This is a genomic window from Rhizobium sp. S163 (assembly GCF_030380805.1).
Classification (GTDB): domain Bacteria; phylum Pseudomonadota; class Alphaproteobacteria; order Rhizobiales; family Rhizobiaceae; genus Rhizobium.
In genome coordinates this window covers 1,155,078-1,174,422 of the sequence record NZ_JAUDSA010000018.1, presented here as the reverse complement: position 1 = coordinate 1,174,422, position 19,345 = coordinate 1,155,078, and the positions used below count along the sequence as shown (strand labels likewise).

The window sequence follows — 19,345 nt, the reverse complement described above, 5'->3', positions numbered from 1 at the left end:
GGCGCCCGACCGCGGTTGCGTCACATTCACGCGATCGCCGGTTGTTTAGAATATGCGAACATTACGAAAATTTAAGCTATTCTAACCACTTAGTGATGCCCTTGTCGGGATTGTGTCTTTTTCGTGCCGCAATAAAAGTGGTTGAATAAGTCATACTCAACAGCCCCCGACCGGTATCAACATGAAGAAACTCTGGATCACCACCTGCCTTGTTGTCGCAGCCGGCTTCGGCGCATGGCACTACAAGGATCGTATTCCCTATCTCTCGCAATTCGGACCGAAACCGACCGCGCAGGCCGACGCCTCCGGCGGCAAGCAGGTGGCGGGCGATGGAGCACAGCAGGGCGGCGACCAGAAGGGCAAGGGGCGCAAAGGCGGCGGCCCTACGCTGGTGAAGACAGTGGCCGCGGTGAAGACCGTGCTGCCGCGCGACGTAACGGCATCCGGCTGGGCCGACGCCGACGACAACACGACGATCGCCGCGCAGGAACAGGGGCTGGTCACCGAGATCATCGCCAGCGATGGCTCCTCCGTCAAGCAAGGCGACCTCATCGCCAAACTCGACAACCGCACGGCACAGGCCGCGGTCGACAAGGACAATGCGATGATCGTGCGCGATACCGCGACGGTCGCCGAGGCCGAAACGGCGCTCACGCGCGCCTCGGACCTTTTGACATCGAAAGCCGGCACGCAGCAGACCTACGACCAGGCCAAGGCCGCGCGCGACACCGCCGTCGCCACCGTGCAGGCGGACAAGGCGACGCTCGCTTCCGATCAGGTACTGCTTGAGCATACCGACATCCGAGCGCCATTCGACGGCCGCCTTGGCGACATCGCCGTCAGCCCCGGCGCCTTCGTGACGGCGGGTGCGACGATCGTGACGATCGCGAAATACGACCCAATCTACGTGAAGTTCCACTTGCAGGAGCGTGATCTCCGGCAGCTCAAGCTGGCGCTTGCCGCCGGCCCCGTCGACGTGACCACCGTGCCGCCATCTGGCAAGGGCAAACCGCGCACCGGGCACATCAGCTTTTACGACAACACCGTCGATACAGCATCCGGCACCATCCTCGCCAAGGCGAAATTCGAGAATGCGTCGGGCGCGCTTTGGCCGGGCCAGTCCGTCAACATCGTCGTGCACTTCAACAACAACGAACAGCAGGTCGTCGTGCCGACGGTGGCAGTCAGCCCCGGCGCCGATGGCTTCTACTCCTTCGTCGTTAACGACGGAAAGGTGCGGCTGGCGCCCGTCACCGCCGCCCGCGCGAATGGCGGCTATACGGCGATCTCGGCCGGCCTTTCGGAAGGCGACCATGTGGTCATCGAGGGACAGGCGCAGCTCGTCGACAAGCAGGCCGTGAAGGAAGAATTCGATAGCAAGGCGATCAACGTCGCCTCGGCGGATCAGCCGAAGTCAACGGAAACCATCGTGGCGGGCACGGAAGAATGATACCAAATTTCTGTATCCGGCGCCCCGTCGCCACCACGCTTCTCGCCATCGGCGCCGTGCTTGCCGGCATCGCCGGCTACCAGCTCGTGCCGGTAGCAGCCCTGCCGCAGGTCGATTTCCCGACGATCAACGTCTCGGCGGCGCTGACCGGCGCCTCGCCGAAGACCATGGCGACATCGGTCGCGACCCCGCTGATCAAGCAGTTCGAGACGATCCCCGGGATCAGCGAGATCAGCGCCACCAACTCGCTCGGCAATACCAGCATCGTGCTGCAGTTCGATCTCAACCGCAGCATCGATGCGGCCGCCGCCGACGTTCAGGCGGCGATCTCGCATGCGACGCGGCAGCTGCCAGACAACATGACGACGCCGCCGAGCTACCGCAAGACCAACCCGGCCGACGCTCCCGTCATGCTACTTGCGGTGCAGAGCGATACGATGCCGCGCAGCAAGCTCGACGATGTCGCGGAGAACATCATCTCGCCCTCGCTCTCCACCCTGCCCGGCGTTGCCGAGGTCTCGGTGTTCGGCGCACAGACCTATGCCGTGCGCGTCGAGGTCGATCCGAACAAGCTGCTCAACCGTGGCCTCGGGATCGATACCGTCAACAAGGCGATCCAGGCTGCCAATAGCCAGGTGCCCGTCGGCACGCTGCAGAACGACAGCCAGAGCATGACGATCACCGCCGACACGCAGCGGACCAATGCCGAGCAGTTCCGCACCCTCGTCATTGCCAATCCCGGTGGCGCGCCGATCCATCTCGGCGATGTCGCCGACGTTGAGGATAGCGTCGAGAACCAGAACACCGGCAGCTGGTACGACGGCAAGCAGAGCATCATCCTGGCGATCCAGCGCCAGCCGGATGCCAACACGGTCGCCGTGGTCGATGCCATCAATGCGAAGCTGCCGGCGCTCCATGCCGAGATACCGGGATCGGTTACGACGCAGGTGATGAACGATTCGGCCAAGCCGATCCGCGACGCGATCTCGGACGTGAAGTTCACGCTGTTCCTGACGATCGGCCTCGTCGTTCTGGTCATCTATCTCTTCACCGGCCACCTGACGGCGACGATCATACCGGGCCTTGCCGTGCCGCTGTCGCTGATCACCACATTCGGCATGATGTATGTGCTGGGCTACAGCGTCGACAACATCTCGCTGCTCGGGCTGACGCTCGCCGTCGGCCTCGTGGTCGATGACGCCATCGTCATGCTCGAAAACATCCTGAGGCACGTCGAGGACGGGATGCCGGTTCTCGAGGCCGCCATCAAGGGATCGGGCGAGGTCAGCTATACGATCATCTCCATGTCCGTCTCGCTGATCGCGGTCTTCATTCCGATCCTTTTGATGGGCGGTGTGGTCGGGCGTATCTTCAACGAGTTCGGCATGGTGGTGGCGATCGCCATCGTCGCATCCGCCATCGTGTCGCTGACAGTCACGCCGATGCTTGCCTCGCGGCTCGGCAGCGGCCATAGCCAGCCGCCCTTCTTCATCCGCTGGTTCGATGCCGGCTTCGAGCGAACGCTGCGTGGCTACGATCGTTCCGTTGCCTGGTGCCTGGCGCACCGTCCGGCCATTCTCGGGCTGTTCCTCGCCTCGGTCGGCTTGACCATCTACCTGTTCATGACGCTGCCGACGAGCTTCTTCCCGACGGAAGATATCGGCCGCCTCAACATCTCGACCCGCGCCCGCCAGGATATCTCCTACCCGGCGATGAAGGATCTGCAGAACCAGGCGGCGGCACTCGTCAAGCAGAACCCCGCGGTCAACCACGTCATGTCGATCGTCGGCGGCAATGCCCGCAGCCCGCTCAACAACGGCACGATGTTCGTCGAACTGAAGGACAAGAAGGACCGGCCGCCGCTCGACCAGACGCTGCGCGAACTGCGCGCCAGCATCAGCAAGATCCCCGGCTTACAGGCCTTCATAACGCCGCAGCAGAGCCTGCGCTTCGGCGGACGGCAGACGGCCAGCCAGTATCAGCTGGTGGTTCAGGCGCTGAGCGCCGACCAGACCAACCTCTGGGCCAACAAGATCCAGCAGGCCATGCACGGCGATCCGCGCTTCACCGACGTGACATCGGACGCGCAGAACAACGCGCTGCAGGCGGAGATCAAGGTCGATACGGAAAAGGCTGCCGCCTTCGGGATCACCGACGACCAGCTGCGCACGACGCTGCAGGAATCCTTCGGTGGTTACGCGGCGGCGCAGATCCAGTCGACCGGCGACAGCTACGACGTGCTCGTCGAGTACGACACAAACGCGCCCTGGGATGACCAGAAGCTGCAGGACATCCGCGTGGCGTCGTCGAGCGGCGCGCTCGTTCCGCTGTCGAACTTCGCCACGGTCGAGCGCACCACCGGTCCGGTGACGATCAACCAGACGGGCCAGCTGGTCTCGACCACGGTGTCGTTCAACCTGCCCGCCGGCGAAGCACTCGGCGACGCGACGGCGGCGATCGACCAGATCAAGAAGGACATCGACATGCCCTCGGACGTCTTCACGTCCTATGGCGGCACGGCGCAGATCTTCGAGCAATCGCAGGGCAATACGCCTCTCCTGATCCTGGCGGCGGTACTGACGATCTATGTCGTTCTCGGCGTTCTCTACGAGAGCTTCATCCACCCGCTGACGATCCTCTCCGGTCTGCCGGCGGCAGCTCTCGGCGCTCTTCTGGCACTGAGGGTGATGAACTTCGATCTGTCGATCATCGCGCTGATCGGGCTCCTGATGCTGATCGGCATCGTCAAGAAGAACGCGATCATGATGATCGACGTGGCGCTGGAGAACCTGCGCTCCGGCACCGGCATGACCTCGTCCGAGGCCATCCACGAAGCGTGCGTGCGGCGTTTCCGGCCGATCATGATGACGACCTTCTGCGCGCTGCTCGGCGCGCTCCCGATCGCGCTCGGCTCGGGCGCAAGCTCGGAGCTTCGCCAGCCGCTCGGCATCGCCGTCGTCGGCGGCCTCATCGTCAGCCAGGCGCTGACGCTGTTCATCACGCCGGTCATCTTCGTCGAGATGGGACGGCTCAGCGACTGGCTGCTCAGCCTTGGGCGAAAGAAGACTGAAGAACAACACGAGGAGCCCACTCGGGCCATCGCAGCGGAATGATCGAGACGGGCGCCCATCGGCGCCCGTTTCATTTTGCGCTTCCGCGTCTTGAATAAGACAGACCGCTGTGGCATCACGCGCCCTCTTGAATTCGGGCGTCCCTTGGCGCCCCGGCGGAGCAATTGCTCCAGTCTCCAGCAACGATCGACATTGAGAGGTGCGAGCATGGCTCAAGCGCTAGGTTTGGACTTTGGCACGACCAACACCGTACTGGCCACAGCGGATGGCAAGACCACGCACTCCATGGGCTTCACCAGCTCGGCGGGCGAAAGCGACAGCATGCGCACCGCGCTGTCCTTCATGAAGGATGGCAAGCTCGGCGCTTCGGCGCTGAAGGTCGAGGCAGGCCATGCGGCGATCCGCCAGTTCATCGACAATCCCGGCGATTGTCGCTTCCTGCAGTCGATCAAGACATTCGCCGCCAGCGCCCTCTTCCAGGGCACGCTGATCTACGCCAAGCGCCACAGCTTCGAAGACCTGATGGAGGTCTTCATCCGCCGCCTCAGCAACTATGCGGGCAGCAACTGGCCGTCGGACGTCGCGCGCATCGTCACCGGGCGGCCGGTGCATTTCGCCGGCGCGAGCCCCGATCCGGTGCTGGCGACACAGCGCTACAACGAGGCGCTTTCGCGCTTTGGCTTCCCCGAGGTGCACTATGTCTATGAGCCGGTGGCGGCTGCCTTCTACTTCGCGCAGAACCTGAAAAGCGACGCGACGGTGCTGGTCGCCGACTTCGGCGGCGGCACGACCGACTATTCGCTGATCCGCTTCGAGACCGTCGCCGGCCAGCTGAAGGCGACGCCGATCGGCCATTCCGGTGTAGGCATCGCCGGCGATCACTTCGACGCCCGCATCATCGATAACGTCGTCGCGCCTGAGATCGGCAAGGGGAGTCATTTCAAGAGCTTCGACAAGATCCTTGAAGTGCCGACCAACTATTACTCCAGCTTCAGTCGCTGGAACCAGCTGTCGATCTTCAAGACCTCGCGCGAATACGAGGACCTGAAGAAGCTGGTCCGCACGGCGCTTGAGCCGGAGAAGCTGGAGCTCTTCATCGATCTCGTCGACCACGACGAAGGCTATCCGCTCTACCAGGCGGTTTCGGCGACGAAGATGGCGCTGTCGGCCTCCGAGGAAGCCGAGTTCAACTTCTCGCCGCTCGGCCGCGCCGGAAAGCGGATGGTAGCTCGTGCAGACTTCGAGAGCTGGATTTCGGACGATCTCGCCCGCATCGAAGGAGCGCTCGACGATGTGCTGGAAAAGACCAATACGGAAGCGGGCGCGATCGACAAGGTGTTCCTGACAGGCGGCACCTCCTTCGTTCCGGCGGTGCGCCGCATCTTCACCGAGCGCTTCGACACCGATCGCATCGAGACGGGCGGCGAGATGCTCTCGATCGCGCACGGTCTGGCGCTGATCGGCGAACGCGACGATATCGCGCAATGGACGGTGCAATAGGCCGGGATGTGGCGGCTGCGCACTTTCATTGAAGCCTCAGCTTCGGTAATGTCGCGCCCATGATCTCCGTCAACGACCTCTCTCCAGGCGAACTCGCAGCCCTTCTGCATTTCCATGCGGATGCCGGCGTCGAGTGGCTGCTGGAGGACGAGGCCGTCGATCGCTTCGCCGAGTTCGAGGCGATGAAGGCGGCGCGCCGCAGCGCCGCCCCTGCCCCGCAGGCGGAGGCGCGCGAGACGGCTTCCCGCGCACCAGCGGCTTCCGCACAGCGCGCTGCGCCCCAGCCTGAGCGCTCGGCGCAACGGCCGCAGCCGGCGATCCCCGACGGCGAGGCGATCCAGCAGGCGCGTTTTGCCGCCGAAAGCGCGCGGTCGCTCGCGGAGCTGAAGACCGCGCTCGAGGCCTTCAACGGCTGCAATCTCAAGCACAGCGCGCGCTCGACGATCTTTGCCAGCGGAGATGCTGCGAGCGGCATCATGCTGATCGGCTCGGCGCCCGGCGCGGAGGACGACCGCGAGGGGCAGCCTTTCGCGGGGCGTCCCGGCCAGTTGCTGGACAAGATGCTGGCCGCGATCGGGCTCGACCGCGCCGGTATCCTGTTGACCCAGGTGATTCCTTGGCGCCCGCCGGGCAACCGCGTCGCCTCGCCCGCCGAGATGGACATCTGCCGTCCCTTCATCGAGCGGCAGATCGCGCTTGCCGAGCCGAAAGTGATTCTCCTGCTCGGGAATTTCGCCGCTCGGGTGTTTTTTGGCGAAGGCGATACGATTCACGGCTTGCGTGGCCAGTGGCGTGAAATTGCCGCAGGCGACCGCGTGGTGCCGGCCATTGCCACGCTGCATCCACAGGACCTGTTGACCGCGCCGGTCAATAAGCGCTTGGCCTGGAACGATTTATTGGCTTTTCAGGCGAAACTGACAGAAATCAATTCTGCCTCCTAAATAGCCAAGATTGACAGATTTGCGACGAGACCCATGCGCAGTACGCATGCCTGCCGCTTATTCCTATGCCTTGTGAAATCTATTGTGCGCTGCAATATTAGCATTGTGTCTTGGGAGGAATCACTAAGGAACCAAGGCCATGAGCAACACTCGTCGTCCTATACACTGCAGATTTGAAACATTGAGAACCGTAAACAGCAACGGCCGTACCACGCAGAGCTACTGCCGCAACGGCTTCGCCACCAACGAGCAGATGATCGCTCGTGGCACTGGCGCGAGCGGTCGCATCGTGCGCCCCGCTGCCATCTTCGCGGATTTCCAGCAGTATTGATCGCAGGGCGCGGCCATCCGCCCCTGCCGTTTATCGGCTTATTCTCATGACGACACGCATCATCTCACTTCTTTGCAAGATCGACGCCATCGAGCATATCCGCGCAGCCGTATGCGCGGCGGAAGCCTACGATCGCGAATCCTGACGCGTCGCGTTCAGGCAGCACGCCAGGCCGCCACGGCGGCCTAAAGCTCTCCCGCCATTTCGCTTGCCGCGTGAAACGCCTGATCGATGTAGGCGAACTTGATCGCCTGCCACTGGCAGTATTCCTCGACGAACGCGCGCGATATCCATAGCGACGGCTTCTTCATATCGACGTCCCACCCCATGCAACCATCCTGCGCCGCCTTGGCGAAGAGGCGTTGCATATGTGTGCGCGATATCATGAAGTCAGCCGCCAACGCCCTGCTGTCGAGTGGACCGACGAAGAAGCGATCGGGATGCTCTTCTTCCGGATCTATCCGCGACATGAGATAGTCGACGATAAGTCCGCCGGCATCGTTCCACATAAACACGCCAACCCGCTCCGACGGCTCGCGCCAGGCAGCATCGCGCAGGCAATCGCGCGCGATGCGTGGCTGCATCAGCCGTATCCAATCAGGATTCGCCTGGAACCGCTCGGCTCTGTCGCCATCGTCGAGCACGTCGAGCGCCAGCAAGTTGGACCAGACCCAGCTGAACATCGCCTGCTGCGCGATCTCGGCTACCTCGTAGCGGCGTGGCCGCTTGCGCTCCTCGCCGGGAATGCAGGTGATGAACCTGTAGGTCGCAAGTTCATCGATATAGCTGCGGATGGTGTTGCGGCTTGCAGCCTTGAAGGCGGTGATCTCGGTTGTCAGCTTCGTGGCCGTCAGCCCCGACGTCGGATCGCCATCGACGCGCTCCATGCTGAGCGCATAGGCGACCTGTGTGAGCAGCCACCGCTGATGCGATGCGAGCAACCGCGCGAGCCTTGGGCCGGCATCGAACATGTTGCGCATGCGGCTTGCGTGAAATCGGATACCCAAGATGAACTTGGCGTCGGCTATCAGGTCTGCGGCACTAAACGGCATTTGTCTCCCGGACGGCGCTCGACTTGCCTGTGCTCAAGTTCAACAAGGTGAAGCCGCCACTTATTCTCAACATCATGATGTATAAATAAATGAAAGTTGTTCATTTTTACAAAGCATAGGCAACTGTCACACGCCACCCTCAAAATTTGTAGGGTGGCTTGCTCGGCGGGAAAAATGCATGAATTTTGCAACACTTAGCCCCACGATTTCGTGAGCTGGAGCTACGGAGAGCTGGCTTTTCGCGCGGCCGCCCGCTCGAGTTCCAACTGATGCTCGCGGTAGATGATGAAGATGCCCGCAGCGACGATGACGGCGGTTCCGATCAACATGCTCGTCGTCGGGATATCATCGAACACGAAGTAGGCGAGCACGCTTCCCAGGACGATTGAGGTATATTCGAACGGCGCGATCGTCGAGACGTCCGCGTGCCGATAGCTTTCGGTCAGGAAAATCTGCGCGACACCGCCGCAGAAGCCGGCGGCGATCAGATAGAGCTGCGGCGCGAGATCGAGCAGATCCCAGCCGAAGGGCACCGTGAACAGCGAAAAGACCGAGGCTGTGATCGAGAAGTAAAGCACGATCGTCGAGGTCTTTTCTTCCTCGACCAGCTTTCTCACCTGGATCATCGCCAGGCCGCCAAGGACGGAGGCCAGCAATACCGTGACCGCGCCGATTGCCTGCTCCGTCTCCACGCCACCGTCGCGAAACAGGGTGAGCTTCGGCCAGGACACGATCGCCACACCGATCAGGCCGACGAAGACCGCACTCCAGCGATAGATGCGCACGGTTTCGCCCAGAAGCAGCGCTGCGAAGACAACCGCGATCAGAGGCATGGCATAGCCAAGCGCGATCGCCTCGGGCAGCGGCAGGTGCAGCAGGCCATAAAAGCCCAGGCCCATCGAAATGATGCCGAGCGTGCCGCGCTTGAGATGGCCGATGGGATTGGCGGTATAGAAGGACGCCTTCAACTGTCCGCGATAGGCAAGAAACGCCATGATCGGGAACAGAGCGAAGAACGATCTGTAGAAGGTGACCTGGCCGGGCTGGATGCCGGCGCCCGCAAGCTTGATGAAGGTCTGCATCGCCAGAAAGAAGACGACGGAGGCGAGCTTGCACGCGATACCTCGCATCGGATTCTCGAAGACCGGCCGCATGTCAGAACTTTCGAATTAACCACTTAGCGTTGGGAGAGCGCATCGGACTCAATGCGCGATCAATGTGCCAGCGGTTCGCTCGAAAGAACAGGCTAAAACGCCGGAAAAGCAAGTTCGGGTCGCGGTTTCAGCGCCGACATGCCGATCGACCATCGAAAACCGCGGAAATCGGCGAAAACAGCCAATATTCATCGGCGCCAGTCTCCGCCGTTAACACTTTGAGAACCATAAACTCGCATTGATTCTCCTATTGCAGACATAGCTTTTCATACATTCACAACTTTAACCTGTTTCAGGAGGCATGCTCATGATGCCGTCTACGCTACCCGAACGCCAGCAGCCAGCGGCAACGCCGCGCTCCATGCGGGTCGTGACAGAAGGGATCGGTTCCGATCTCGAACGCTTCAGCGCCGACAATACACACGTGGTCAAGCAGATCCGTCTGCTTGCGATCAACGCGCTTATCGAGGCCGCGCGCGCCGGCGAAACCGGCAAGGGGTTTGCTGTGGTGGCCAACGAGGTGCAGCGTCTCGCCCAGATCGCCAGCGAGATCGCCGACACATTCGAAAGCAACGTTCTCGGCCGCATCGGTCTTTCGCGCCGAATGGCGGATGGGCTGGTCAACGAACTCGAAGGTGTGCGGCTGACGGATCTGGCGCAGACGCTCGTGCAACTGATCGTGCGCAATCTTTTCGAGCGGACGGCGGATGTGCGCTGGTGGGCGACGGACGCGGCACTCTGGCAGACCTTGCAGGAGCCGAGCACCGCAAGCGCCAGCTTCGCGGCCGAGCGTCTCGGCGTGATTAACCGCTTCTATACCGTCTATCTTGACCTCGTGCTGACTGACCTCAGCGGACGGATCGTCGCGTCGGCAAATCCCGAGTTCCAACGGCGGCTGCTCAATGTTTCGCTCGCCAGAGAGGCATGGCACAAGGCCGCGACGCAATGTAAATCCGGCAACGATTACGTGGTGGACGAAGTCTGCAAAAGCGAGCTGCATGGCGGGCGCACGGCGCTTGTCTATGCGACGGGCGTACGCGAAGGCGGAAAGCTCGATGGAAAGCTGATCGGCACGCTCGGCGTCTATTTCGACTGGCAAAACCAGGGACAGGCGATCGTCGACAAGGAAGCCAACCTGCCGCCTCAGGTGGCGGAGCGGACGACGGTCATGATCCTCGACGGCGCAGGTAGGATCATCGCCTGCAGCAATCCGTCCTTGATGTTCAGCCGTTTTGTGCTGCAAGTCCAGCATGGACAGGAGCGCGGCAGCTATTACGACAATAGCGGATCCATCGTCGCCTATGCGAAGACGCTCGGTTACGAGGACTATGATGGATTGGGCTGGTACGGTGTCGTTGTGCAAAAGACCGAAGATGAAACAGCGATAAAATCGATCCTCAATCGGAGATAGCCAGGCGAGAGACTATAGTATCTCCCCCCAGAAATAGCCGATGTGCCATCCCACCTTCGGCTTTAGCTTTAATTCAGACTTTAGTGTAATTGTACCAATCAAATTTTATGGCAGAGCGCCCACTCTGTTTGCGAAGCATTGTCTAAAAGGTCTCAGGGAATATCATGCGCACAGATACCGGCCAGGTCATAAATCTGGCAGATTACCGCCCCACCGATTTCGAACTCGAGCGTGTGGATCTGACGTTTGAACTGGACCCGACCGCGACCAAGGTAGATGCCCGCCTGATCTTCCACCGCCGCAAGGGCGCCGATCCGAAGGCGCCGCTCATCCTCGACGGTGACGAACTCGCCCTCTCCGGCCTGCTCTTCGATCAGGCGGAAATGAAGCCCAGCCAGTATACGGCAACGCCTGACAGCCTGACGATCCGCAACCTGCCGAAATCCAAGCCTTTCGAGCTGACGATCACCACGATCATCAATCCCGAGGCCAACACCCAGCTGATGGGCCTTTACCGCACCAACGGCGTCTATTGCACCCAGTGCGAGGCCGAAGGCTTCCGCCGCATCACCTACTTCCCCGATCGCCCGGATGTGCTCGCGCCCTACACGATCACCATCATCGGAGACAAGGCCGCCAACCCGGTCATGCTCTCCAACGGCAACTTCCTCGGCGGCGCCGGTTATGACGAGGGCCGCGCCTTCGCCGCCTGGTTCGATCCGCATCCGAAGCCGAGCTATCTCTTCGCGCTGGTCGCCGGCGATCTCGGTGTCGTCGAAGACACTTTCGTCACCATGTCTGAGCGCGAGGTCACGCTGAAGATCTACGTCGAGCATGGCAAGGAAGCGCGCGCTGCCTACGCCATGGATGCGCTGAAGCGCTCGATGAAGTGGGATGAGGAGCGGTTCGGCCGCGAATACGATCTCGATATCTTCATGATCGTCGCCGTGTCCGACTTCAACATGGGCGCCATGGAGAACAAGGGCCTCAACGTCTTCAACGACAAATACGTGCTGGCCGATCCGGAGACCGCTACCGACCAGGACTACGCAAACATCGAAGCGATCATCGCTCACGAATACTTCCACAACTGGACCGGCAACCGCATCACCTGCCGCGACTGGTTCCAGCTCTGCCTCAAGGAAGGCCTGACGGTCTATCGCGACCACGAATTCTCGGCCGACATGCGTTCACGCCCGGTCAAGCGCATCGCCGAAGTGCGCCATCTGAAATCCGAGCAGTTCCCCGAGGATGGTGGCCCGCTGGCGCATCCGGTGCGCCCGACCACCTATCGCGAAATCAACAACTTCTACACGACGACGGTGTATGAGAAGGGCAGCGAAGTCACGCGCATGATCGCGACGCTGCTCGGCAAGGACCTGTTCAAGAAGGGCATGGATCTCTATTTCGATCGCCATGACGGCCAGGCCGTCACGATCGAGGATTTCGTCAAGTGCTTCGAGGATGCCAGCGGGCGCGACCTGACACAGTTCTCGCTCTGGTACCACCAGGCCGGCACGCCGCTCGTCACCGCATCCGGCAGCTATGATGCTGGCGCCAAGAGCTTCACGCTGTCGCTCGAGCAGATGGTTCCGGCAACGCCCGGCCAGAGCGACAAGAAGCCGATGCACATTCCGCTCAGCATCGCGCTCTTCGCCGAAGATGGCACGCCGCTTGAGCCTTCGTCGGTCGATGGCGCGGAGTATGGCGACAACGTGCTGCATCTGACCGAGCGCAACCAGAAAGCCATCTTCAAGGGCATAGGCTCGCGTCCGATCGTATCGATCAACCGCAGCTTTTCGGCCCCGATCAACCTGCATTTCGATCAGTCCCCCACGGATCTGGCGCTTCTTGCCCGCTTCGAGACCGATCACTTCGCGCGCTGGCAGGCGCTGACGGACCTCGCACTGCCGACACTGCTTGCAGCCGCCCGTGATGCGCGTGACGGCAAGCCGGTCGTAGCGTCCAAGGACTTCGTCGAAGCCCTGCTTGCGGCAGCCGCCGACGAGACGCTGGAGCCCGCCTTCCGCGCCCAGGCGCTGGCGCTCCCGAGCGAATCCGACATCGCCCGCGAACTTGGCGGCAACAACGATCCTGACGCCATCCACGCCGGCCGCTCCGCCGTGCTGCAGCAGGTCGCGGATGCCGGAAAGAGCGTCTTCGCCGCACTCTACGACAGCATGACCACGCCAGGCGATTTCAGCCCCGATGCCAAGAGCGCCGGTCGCCGTGCGCTTCGCAACAGCGCGCTCACCTATCTGTCCTACGCCGAGAACACGCCTGATCGCGCCAAGGCCGCGTTTGACGCCGCCAACAACATGACAGATCTGATGCAGGCGCTGACGATCCTCGCGCACCGCTTCCCCGACAGCAGCGAGGCGGCCGCAGCGCTGTCCACGTTCCATGACCGCTTTGCCGGAAACGCGCTTGTCATCGACAAGTGGTTCTCCGTCCAGGCGACCATTCCGGGCGCAAAGGCGCTCGATCGGGTGCTGAAGCTGATGGACAATCCGCAGTTCAAGCGCACCAACCCCAACCGCGTACGCGCGCTGGTCGGCACGTTTGCATTCGGCAACCCAACCGGCTTCGGACGTGCGGATGGCGAGGGCTACCGCTTCCTCGCCCGCGAGATCCTCGATATCGACGCACGCAACCCACAGTTGGCGGCGCGCATCCTCACTTCGATGCGGTCCTGGCGTTCGCTGGAACCCGCAAGAGCTGAACATGCACGCAAGGCGCTGACCGAGATCGCCGAAGCACCGGCTCTCTCCACCGACGTTCGCGACATCGTCGAGCGCACCCTCAAGGGGTGATTTGCGACACGAGGCGGCCGAGCCTATTGAGGCCGCCTCCCACGCATGCTGGAAAAATCAGCACTTAGAATCGGTTAACAGATTTTTACCTTTTCCTCTGGACAAGGCGAATCACCAATGATTCATTGAGTCAGGTTCGGGCGAGCGGCGCAGCGAATCACGAGGGACAAGGCTCAGAAAATGATGAACGTGCGGCGGGCAACCGTGGCCGAAGGACGGCTGCGTGTCGATTTCGAGAGCTTCCGCGCCTGGCGTGAAAGCTTCACCGGCAAGTCCTCCGCGACCTCGCGACCATCATCTTCCCGAAATTACACGCATGCCGAGGCCGTGTTGAAGCGCGCCATTCCTATCCTTATCGTTGCATTTTTGACCGTCGTCGCAGCCTCGCATTTCTTCGGCATGCTATCCGAGCACGACCGCATGCAGGCCGCCGCCCGCCACTCCACGGCACTCGCCGCCGCCACCGCCGCTGCAGCCTTCGCTGATTCCGCCGCAATCTTCGACAGCGGTAACGCGACCGAAGGCCAGGCCCGCCTCGCTCGCTTCTTGCCTCAGGACCGGCTCGACGACGACGCATTCGTTCTCCTCGTGCAGTCGAGCGGCAAGGTCTTCGCGGCATCCGCCGCCGGTGCGGCCTATGTCGGCGCCGGTATCGGCGATTTCTTCTCCGAGGTGTCCGCGATCCGCCGCTTCGGCGACCGCGCGGGCGTGATTGAGACCACCATCGCCGGCCGGCCGCACTACGCCCAGATCACGCTCATCGGCGACAGCGGCGGCTATGTGGTCGCTGCAACATCGCTCGACCGCATCAGCCAGCTGTGGCGCGAGGAGCTGACGCTCAACGTCACGCTATTCGCCGGTATATCGTCGATCCTCCTAGTCATCCTCTACGCCTATTACATGCAGGTGCGCCGCGCCCGCCATGCCGACGAGATCTTCGTCGAGTCCAACCAGCGGGTCGAGACGGCGCTGTCACGCGGCCGTTGCGGCCTCTGGGATTTCGATTTTGACCGTCGCGAATTCTTCTGGTCGCGCTCGATGTACCAGATGCTCGGCCTCCCAGGCGGCGACGGCAACATGTGCTTCGGCGACGCCGCCCGTCTGATGCACCCCGACGACAGCGGCATCTACGAGATCGCCCGCTCGGTTGCGCGCGGCGATGCCGAGCAGATCGACCAGATCTTCCGCATGCGCCACGCCGCCGGCCATTACGTCTGGATGCGCGCCCGCGCCCAGGTCATCCGCACCAATGCGGGCCAGGTCCACATGATCGGCATCGCCATGGACGTGACCGAGCAGCACCGTCTCGCACAACGCTACGCCGAAGCCGACCAGCGGCTGGCGGATGCGATCGAGAGCACGTCGGAAGCCTTCGTGCTGTGGGACAAGAACGACCGGCTGGTGATGTGCAACACGCACTTCCAGCAGGCCTACGGCCTTCCCGACAGCGTGCTGGTGCCGGGCACCGAGCGCGCCGCCGTCAACGCCGCCGCTGCCCGTCCCGTCATCGAGCGCCGGATCGCCGACGCCCATGGCAACGGCTATTCGCGCACCAGCGAAGTGCAGCTCGCCGACGAACGCTGGCTGCAGATCAACGAGCGGCGCACCCGCGACGGCGGCATGGTTTCCGTCGGCACCGACATCACGCTTCTGAAGCGCAACCAGGAGCGCCTACGCGACTCCGAACGCCGCCTGATGGCGACGATCGGCGACCTCTCCTCCTCCCGCCAGACGCTGGAGCGGCAGAAATCGGCGCTATCGCTGGCGAACGCCAATTATCTCTCGGAAAAGGAACGCGCCGAAGCCGCCAACAAGGCGAAGTCGGAGTTCCTCGCCAACATGTCCCACGAGCTGCGCACGCCGCTCAACGCTATCCTCGGCTTCTCCGAGATCCTGCAGGACGAGATGTTCGGACCGCTTGGCTCGGCGAAGTACGACGAATATGCCCGCGACATCCATCACAGCGGCCGTCACCTGCTCAACGTCATCAACGACATTCTCGACATGTCGAAGATCGAAGCCGGCCATATGAAGCTTCAATGCGAGACGATCGATCTCGCCCCGCTGATCGAGGAAAGCCTGCGCTTTACCGCGATCCCGGCCAGCGAAAAGCGCATCGAGATCCAGCAGCGCATCTGCGATGGCATGACGCTCAACGCCGATCGCCGGGCAATGAAGCAGATCCTGCTGAACCTGCTTTCCAATGCCGTGAAGTTCACCGACGAAGGCGGCCGGATCGCGGTGCGCACCCGTCGTACGTCGGTCGGCGTGATGCTGACCATCGCCGATACCGGCATCGGCATTCCAACGACCGCGCTCAGCAAGATCGGCCAGCCCTTCGAACAGGTCCAGAACCAGTATGCCAAGAGCAAGGGCGGCTCCGGACTCGGCCTCGCCATCTCCCGCTCGCTGACGACCCTGCACGGCGGGCGCATGAAGATCCGCTCACGCGAGGCGATCGGCACGGTGATTTCGCTGCTGATCCCCGACAGCGCTGCTTGAAGCTCCGCATGTCGGCACCGCAGAACCGCTACACACTTTCGCGCGACATGCGCTACGCTTTCACCACCGCCTGAAAGACTTTCCGCACCGTCTTCGAGAGCTGCTTCATCTCCCCCTCAAGCGTCTTGATGTCAGGGCAATCGCCGGCACGGCAGACGAGATCGACGAGACCCGCCGGCGCATCCTTGGGATCGAAGGGGCCATCGATGCAGAGCCGGATGAGCTGAGACAGCTCGGTGTAGAGTCCGAAGGCCTCGCTGCAGCTATCGACATCGGCCGATGCCATCAGCGGCGCGCCCAGCTGCTTCAACGCTTCGCCGGTGCTGATGCCATTGACCTTGACGGCGACATCCTTCGCGGGGGCGATCAGCGCCAGATACTGCGCGATGAACTCGATATCGACGACACCGCCGGGGATGAGCTTTAGGTCCCACATGTTGGCGGGGGGCTTCTCCTGCTCGATCAGCGCGCGCATCTCCGCCACATCCTTGGCCACCTTGCGCACATCCCGCCGTGTCGACAGCACCTCCTCGATCACGCGCTCGACGTCACCGATCAGGCTGGCATCGCCACAGATCAGCCGCGCGCGGCTGAGCGCCATGTGCTCCCAGGTCCAGGCTTCCTCGCGCTGGTATTTCGCAAAGGAGCTGACGCGGGTGGCGACGGGGCCCTTGTTGCCCGATGGGCGCAGGCGCATGTCGACCTCGTAGAGCACGCCCTCGGCCGTCGGCGCCGACAAGGCGGCGATCAACCGCTGGGTGATGCGGGTGAAATAGCGCACCGCATCCAGCGGCTTGGCGCCGTCGGATTCCTCGGCCGCATCGTCGTAGTCGTAAAGCAGGATGAGGTCGATATCGGAGCCCGCGGTCAGCTCGAAGCTTCCGAGCTTGCCCATTCCGGCGACGGCGACGCGGCCGCCGGGGTACTTGCCGTGCGCCGCCTCGATCTCCGAAAGCACCGCATTCAGCGCCGCCTCGACGATCAGATCGGCAAGATGCGTAAAAGCGCGGCCGGCCATCGCGCCATTGATGGAGCCCGTCAGCAGGCGAATGCCGATCAGGAAGCGTTGCTCGGCGGCGAAGATACGCAACCGATCCAGCACTTCTTCGTAGTAGCGCGCCTGCTGCAGCGAGCCCTTGAGACGTCCCGCCAGATAATCCCGCGTCGGAAGCTCTGCCATCAGGCCCGGATCGAGCATGCCGTCAAAGACATGCGGCCTTGCGGCGATGACCTCGGCGAGCTTCGGCGCCGCCGACATGATGTAGACGATCAGCGAGAGCAGCGCCGGATTGCTGCCGAGCAGCGAAAACAGCTGGATGCCGGCCGGAAGCCCCGAGATGAAACTGTCGAACCTGAGGATCGCCTCGTCTGCGCGCTTGCTTTCGCCGAACACGCGCAACAACTCCGGCGTCAGCTCGGTCAGCCGTTCGCGCGCCTCGACCGATTGCGTCGCCTTGTAGCGCCCGTAGTGCCAGGTGCGGATGACGCGTGAGATGTCGGAGGGGCGTTCGAAGCCGAGCTTGCGCAGGGTGACCAGCGTGTCGGGATCGTCGTTCTGGCCGGTGAAGACGAGGTTGCCCGTCTCCGTCGACAGCTTGGTCTCCTGCTCGAACAGCCGGGCATAGCGACGCTCGACGGTCCTGAACACCTCGACAAGGCGCTCCGAGAAGCTCGGCGTATCGCTGAAGCCCATCATGTAGGCGATGCGCTTCAACTCGCCCTCGGTCTCGGGCAGCAGGTGGGTCTGCTCGTCGCGCACCATCTGGATGCGGTGCTCGACATCGCGCAGGAACCAATAGGCGTCCGTCAGTTCCTCGCAGGTCTCCTCGTCGATCCACTTGGCCTTGGTGAGCTCGTTGAGCGTTTCCTCGGTGGCGCGCGAGCGCAGCGCCGGCATGCGCCCGCCGGCGATCAGCTGCTGCGTCTGGGCGAAGAACTCGATCTCGCGAATACCGCCACGGCCGAGCTTGACATTGTGGCCCTTGACCGCGATCGCCCCGTGCCCCTTGTGGGCGTGGATCTGCCGCTTGATCGAGTGGATGTCGGAGATCGCCGCGTAGTCGAGATATTTGCGGAAGACGAAGGGGGTGAGATCGCGCAGGAAGCGGTCACCGGCCGCGATATCGCCCGCAACCGGGCGGGCCTTGATGAAGGCGGCGCGCTCCCAGTTCTGCCCCCTGCCCTCGTAATAGACCATGGCGGCATCGATCGAGACGGCAAGCGGCGTCGCGCCGGGGTCCGGGCGCAGCCTAAGATCGGTGCGGAAGACATAACCGTCGCCAGTGCGCTCCTGCATGATGCGGACGAGCCGCCGCATCAGGCGCGGGAAGATATCGATCGCATCGTCGGGATCAGACAGGATGCCTGCCTGCTCATCGAAGAAGACCACAAGATCGATGTCGGAGGAATAGTTGAGCTCGCAGGCGCCGAGCTTGCCCATGCCGAGCACGACGAGGCCCGAACCTTCACTCGGCCGCGCGACGTTCTTCAGCTGCAGCTTGCGGGCTTCGTGCGAGGAGAGAAGCAGGTGATCGATCGCGGCCGAAACCGTGGCCTCGGCAAGCCGGCTCAGCCATGCCGTGGTCGTGCGGCCATCGAAGACGCGGGCGAGATCGGCGAGCGCCAAGAGAAAGGCCACACGGCGCTTCACAGTGCGCATGCGGCCCATGATCTCACTCTCGCTCGGTGAAGCGCTGTCGCGCGGCATCCAGGCGTCACGCGCTTCCGATATCAACGCCTCCAGGCGCGGCTCGAGCGGCTCGCTGATGGCGATGGTGAGGATGCCGGGATCGATGTTGGCGATATCGCGCAGATAGGGCGAGAGCGTCAGCGCGGCGGAGATGAAATCGCGAAGCGCGCCCTCGGTCTTCAGCATATCGGCCACGACGGGTTCGTCGGCGCCGATCTTCTGCAGATCATCAAGCACGAGCTTCAATTCGGTCTTGCTCAACGGCTTCAACAAGCCGTCGACCACCTCGCTCAGGCTGTGCGTCGAATTCGTCAGCATGCGCCCTCCCTGGCAACAGGCAGCGAAAGTCGAAGCAGAATCAAAGCCGCTCGCCGCCTGAGGCTAAGTTAGGGTCTGAGACGCAAATGGCCAACAGACAATTCGGGGTAGCG

General features: G+C 62.5%; 11 protein-coding genes. 8 read left to right on the top strand and 3 right to left on the bottom strand.

Annotation, left to right across the window (positions count from 1 at the left end):
* Positions 1-181 precede the first annotated feature (181 nt).
* From QTL96_RS21475 to QTL96_RS21455, 5 genes are all read left to right on the top strand, one after another.
* On the top strand, positions 182-1,450 hold the full coding sequence (locus QTL96_RS21475; protein WP_289729102.1) for an efflux RND transporter periplasmic adaptor subunit: 1,269 nt from the start codon (positions 182-184) through the stop codon (positions 1,448-1,450).
* Positions 1,447-4,563, top strand: a complete 3,117-nt coding sequence (locus tag QTL96_RS21470; RefSeq protein WP_112980824.1) for an efflux RND transporter permease subunit — start codon at positions 1,447-1,449, stop codon at positions 4,561-4,563. Before QTL96_RS21475 ends, QTL96_RS21470 begins: the two co-directional genes overlap by 4 nt.
* Before the next feature lie 165 nt (positions 4,564-4,728).
* Complete coding sequence (locus QTL96_RS21465; protein ID WP_289729101.1) at positions 4,729-6,021, top strand: Hsp70 family protein; 1,293 nt, start codon at positions 4,729-4,731, stop codon at positions 6,019-6,021.
* Positions 6,022-6,080: 59 nt separating this feature from the next.
* Entirely contained in the window at positions 6,081-6,962 is an 882-nt protein-coding gene (locus QTL96_RS21460) for a uracil-DNA glycosylase (protein ID WP_289729100.1), read from the top strand.
* A gap of 139 nt (positions 6,963-7,101) precedes the next feature.
* Positions 7,102-7,293 carry a hypothetical protein gene (locus QTL96_RS21455; protein WP_113199233.1) on the top strand — a complete coding sequence of 64 codons (192 nt, stop codon included), beginning with the start codon at positions 7,102-7,104 and terminating at the stop codon, positions 7,291-7,293.
* A 185-nt stretch (positions 7,294-7,478) separates the two neighbouring features.
* Here the strand turns inward: QTL96_RS21455 and QTL96_RS21450 are convergent, their stop codons facing one another.
* Positions 7,479-8,345, bottom strand: a complete 867-nt coding sequence (locus tag QTL96_RS21450) for a hypothetical protein (protein WP_289729098.1) — start codon at positions 8,343-8,345, stop codon at positions 7,479-7,481.
* A 221-nt stretch (positions 8,346-8,566) separates the two neighbouring features.
* On the bottom strand, positions 8,567-9,499 hold the full coding sequence (locus QTL96_RS21445) for a DMT family transporter (RefSeq protein WP_289729097.1): 933 nt from the start codon (positions 9,497-9,499) through the stop codon (positions 8,567-8,569).
* Positions 9,500-9,806: 307 nt separating this feature from the next.
* Between QTL96_RS21445 and QTL96_RS21440 the strand changes: the two genes are divergently transcribed.
* The 3 genes from QTL96_RS21440 to QTL96_RS21430 all read left to right on the top strand — a co-directional run bounded on the left by QTL96_RS21440 (position 9,807) and on the right by QTL96_RS21430 (position 16,225).
* On the top strand, positions 9,807-10,910 hold the full coding sequence (locus QTL96_RS21440; RefSeq protein WP_289729096.1) for a methyl-accepting chemotaxis protein: 1,104 nt from the start codon (positions 9,807-9,809) through the stop codon (positions 10,908-10,910).
* Between the two features lie 164 nt (positions 10,911-11,074).
* Positions 11,075-13,723: an aminopeptidase N gene (gene pepN / locus QTL96_RS21435; RefSeq protein WP_289729095.1), complete on the top strand. Its 2,649-nt coding sequence runs from the start codon at positions 11,075-11,077 to the stop codon at positions 13,721-13,723.
* 180 nt (positions 13,724-13,903) lie between these two features.
* Positions 13,904-16,225 carry a PAS domain-containing sensor histidine kinase gene (locus QTL96_RS21430; RefSeq protein WP_113011108.1) on the top strand — a complete coding sequence of 774 codons (2,322 nt, stop codon included), beginning with the start codon at positions 13,904-13,906 and terminating at the stop codon, positions 16,223-16,225.
* A gap of 52 nt (positions 16,226-16,277) precedes the next feature.
* Here QTL96_RS21430 and QTL96_RS21425 read toward each other — a convergent pair whose 3' ends face one another.
* Positions 16,278-19,232 (bottom strand): bifunctional [glutamine synthetase] adenylyltransferase/[glutamine synthetase]-adenylyl-L-tyrosine phosphorylase, encoded by a 2,955-nt coding sequence (locus tag QTL96_RS21425; RefSeq protein ID WP_289729094.1) that lies wholly within the window; start codon positions 19,230-19,232, stop codon positions 16,278-16,280.
* Positions 19,233-19,345 lie beyond the last annotated feature (113 nt).